The organism is Pseudopedobacter sp. (assembly GCF_040392825.1).
GTDB lineage: Bacteria > Bacteroidota > Bacteroidia > Sphingobacteriales > Sphingobacteriaceae > Pseudopedobacter.
The window spans coordinates 1-4072 of record NZ_JBEBVH010000317.1 but is presented as its reverse complement, the minus strand read 5'-3'; the positions used below and the strand labels follow the sequence as shown (position 1 = coordinate 4072).

Below are 4072 nucleotides of genomic sequence, written 5' to 3'. Positions count from 1 at the left end.
TATAGATTGCTGAAGAGTAAATCCCTGATTGTCTTCCATTAATGTTTTTGCATGATACCAATTTCTTAAATCGGAGGATGCATATAACGCCAATACATTACGCTGATTAGGCTCTACTCCATTGGTATTATCGTTCAGCATAGCCCAATAAATATTGGTAGTAGTGTCTTTACGCACAACAAACTTACAGGAGCCGCCCGGAAAACTAATGAAGTCTGAAGAAGGGTTAAAACTTATTGTCTGTCCATTATTAGTAATCTCCAGTAGCGCAGATCTGTCAAAAAAAGGTGTAGAATTTACCCGCATCATATTCCATATCTTTCCGTCCGGACCCACTATTGCGTTTCCTTCTATCCAACCTGTAGTAGATGCAGAACCCGGTGGGTCCCAGGCTCCGTTAAATGTAAGCTCATTGCTTTTGGCCCATTTTGTTGCATCCAATAAATCATCGTTTTCATCAATAGAAACCACAAAAGCCCTGTAGCCTCTAAACCCTGACGCAGTGAGGTCTTCCACATTTTCAAACGCTCTATACAATCGTCCTGCCGCTTTTGCAATTGGTGTTGGTGCACCATGATATCTCGGAGCGGCACCAGACAGGCCTTCATTAAATAATAGACCTGTAGAGGAGCTTGCAGGCGTGGTCCATGTAAGACCGTTATCTGTACTTTTACGTATAGCAATACTGCCATTAGCAGATGTAGTGCCTAATAAGTATAAATCGCCTTTATGTTCAAATAAATTTGCCCAGTACATCCCATCTAAATCTTTTAAATGTTGCCAGGTTTGTCCATTATCTGAAGATTGATAAATACTTGTTCGGTTAGATCTTCCTAATGAATCTTTTGGCCGGTTTGGTCCAAAATAATCAAGTGAAGCCAGTAGATCTCCGTTAGATAGTTTTATGATACTGGGGCTGCCCAGATAAATTTGCGTTGCAGGGCTTTGGTATTTTACCGTACTGATCCATAATTGCGAAGCTTCAGATACATTATCTCTGATTTCAATATTGTCTATATCTACAATGGCATTAGGTGCTCCGGAAGGAAAGACGAATTTAAACTTATTGATATTTGCTCCTGCTGTTGTGGCATTACCTTCATTTATTACCAACTCGTTACCAACCCAAACATCAAATTTATCGTTCGCTACCATAGATTTATAACCATTTGGTGCTGAATAATATTTCGGTATGGTGTCACCCGTATTATTGATAAACAAGGTGATTGTCTGTTCCCCGCTATATTCGTTGCCATTTATTAAAAATTTGGCCGAACCTGAGGCTATCGATAATTTGATATTTAAACGGGTATGGATACTGGCTGTCACTGGCGCAGTAACCTGAGCAGGATCAGAAAAACCAACGTCGGTTCCGTCTCCAATATACAGCGAAGCATCATAATTCTGATAATTATTTAATGTCGCGGGTTCGGACACTCTTATCTTAAATTGAAATTTCATAAAATCAAGTGCTGCTGTAGATAACGGCGTAGTACGCACAAAATAAGCAGATGAAGCTCCTTTTTTTGAAAAACGCAATGCATTGCTGGTAATTGTAGAAGGAGCGTTAGCGAAATTACTAATCGCATTGAACTGATTAGCCGAAGGGCTCGAAGAATTCACGTAATTGCTTACAACTGTTGACGAACTGAAATCTTGCTGAAATACCTGGGTATATCCCAGCTTAACAGCTAATAGGAGTATTAAGGTGGTCAGTTTTGTTTTCATAATTGGCAGATTAATTTATTTAATGAATTTAGTAGTCAGTTTTTTACTGGCGAGATTTAACACATACATACCTGGTTGAAAATTATATGGAATTTGAATGGAGTTCTTACCTGATTGCAGATGTATCTGCCTTTGATACAATATTCTCCCGTTAACATCTGTTATGCTTAGGCTCTCTGTCTGATTGCGATCACTATCGATACCAATGGTTATATAGCCTGCTCGTTCATCTGAGATAACTTGTATTAGGCTGTTATTCTTTTCAATAAGAACATGGCTAACTACTGGATATTCTGTTTGTCTGCCATCTATATCAATTTGCCTGATTTTGTAATAGTTACTTCCCAATGACGGGTTGAAATCGGTAAAAGTATAATTTGATTCTACTGTAGTAGTTCCCGATCCTTTTACAGTTCCTATTACCCCGAAATCATTTTCACCTGTTGATCTTAATATTTCGAAACGGGAGTTTTCCTGTTCACTTGCAGTTGTCCATTTTAACAGAGACGTAGTTCCTGATTGTTTAGCGGTAAAAGAAGTGAATGTTACAGGTAGCACAGATACACTATCATATATCTTGATATCGTCAATATCTATTTTTACATTGGCATAACCTGACGGTACTCTTATTTTAAACTGATTGAATGAAGATTGTGTATAATTGGTGGAAATAGTGCCTGCTGAAATTACTTTAGTTGTTCCTACCCAAATATCCTGTTTTCCGGTTGCTAAACTGGTGTTATCTCCTAAAGGATTTTTATAATTAATGTCAGTACCCGACTTATTTGCTATATACAGAATGTCTTGCCATCCCTCAAAGTAGAAGGTAGTTGAACTTATAAAAAACTGATATTGAGAAGCATTTACTTTTTGCACTCTTAAAAGAAGCGTACTAAATGTATTTGCATCAGGAACCACGCTTACATCATCATTATTAAAAGCTGTGGTAGCAGGAGAAACGCTCCCTAAATAAAGCGCTGCAAGGTCATTAGGTGGTGAAGTTTGCTCTATATCAGGAGGGGAAACCCTTAGTTTAAATTTAACCACGGCAACACTCTTTGATGGATCCGCGTTTAGATTAGTTCTCCTGGTTATATTTGACGATGATCCTCCTTTTTTATCAAATCTCAGGAAATTGTTTCCGCTTTCTGTTTCAATAGTGCTTGGTGAGTTTCCAAAGCTACTTACCCAATCAAATTGCCCTGTACCATTTCCTACATAATCTGTTTTGCTATCGCTCGATTCAAAATTCTGTTCAAAAATTTGCCCGTAGCCATTTAAGCTACCCAATACAATAAGAGTAAATAAAAGTTTTTTCATATTTTTTGAGTTATTGGTTTATGAATGATTCCGAAATGGATTAACCGTCTTTCGGTATTTATTATTTTACCGGAACTGAGTTACTTATAATCATATCATCAATATCTATCTTTACATTAGGGTAATCCGGGATAAATCTGAGCTTAAACTTATCGAATGTAGTCTGCCCTCCAGTTAAGGTTCCTGTTCCAATTTGTAAAGTATTGCCAACCCAAACAGCCTGTTTGTTATTTTGGAGCGTATATTCTTTTCCATCCGGTGCTTTAAAAGTAATGGCTTCACCAGTTCTGTTTGCGACACAAGTTATCGTCTGCCAACCGGAAAAGGTATTTTTTTCCATTGGACTGATATAGAATTTATATTCTCCGTTCGCCGCTTTAGAAACCCTGATTCCAAATCCGCTAAATAGATTATCATTGAGTACTGCAGCTGTATTTTTAGCTTCGAAGGCATCGGTATTGCCTGCTCCTAAATAAAACATAGCTAACTTATTTTCAGGTATTTCTACAGCATCCGGAGCAGATATTCTAAACTTAAACTGCACATACGCCAGATTATTTTTCGCTCCTCCGGGTAAGGGCGTATTTTTAGAAATAATGACGGACGATGATCCTATTTTGTTAAACCTTAAAAATCTATTCTCATTTTCTGTTTCAATGGTACTTCTGGAATTTTTAAAATCAGTTATCCAATCGAACTGATTGACGCTACTCCCGATGTAAGTTTTGTTGACATCAGAAGCGTTAAAATCCTGAGAAAAAATCTGTCCATAGCTATAGCTGGAATAAATAAGGGCAATAAAAAGAAGTGTTTTCTTCATCTCAATGTATTTGTTTGTTTAGCAATCATTACAACCATCTTCCAGAAATACCGCAGCACACAACATTGTGTTGTACTCGGCTTTTTCAAGAGGAATGCTTTCTCTGAAAATTCAGGTCAATGGTTTGCCTAACTACACATCCATAAAACTTTCGGGTGCATGGATTTTGCTTTATTTGAAAAAAGGAGACTTGTTTGTTGTGTC

At 37.5% G+C, this 4072-nt stretch carries 3 protein-coding genes; all 3 read right to left on the bottom strand.

Annotation, left to right across the window (positions count from 1 at the left end; genetic code table 11):
* A partial coding sequence (locus tag ABWO41_RS16155; RefSeq protein ID WP_353140250.1) for a sialidase family protein occupies nucleotides 1–1728 on the bottom strand: 1728 nt, incomplete at its 3' end.
* Between the two features lie 15 nt (nucleotides 1729–1743).
* Nucleotides 1744–3048, bottom strand: coding sequence for a T9SS type A sorting domain-containing protein (locus ABWO41_RS16150; protein ID WP_353140248.1), 1305 nt, complete (start codon nucleotides 3046–3048; stop codon nucleotides 1744–1746).
* 61 nt (nucleotides 3049–3109) lie between these two features.
* Nucleotides 3110–3868, bottom strand: a complete 759-nt coding sequence (locus ABWO41_RS16145; RefSeq protein ID WP_353140246.1) for a hypothetical protein — start codon at nucleotides 3866–3868, stop codon at nucleotides 3110–3112.
* Nucleotides 3869–4072 lie beyond the last annotated feature (204 nt).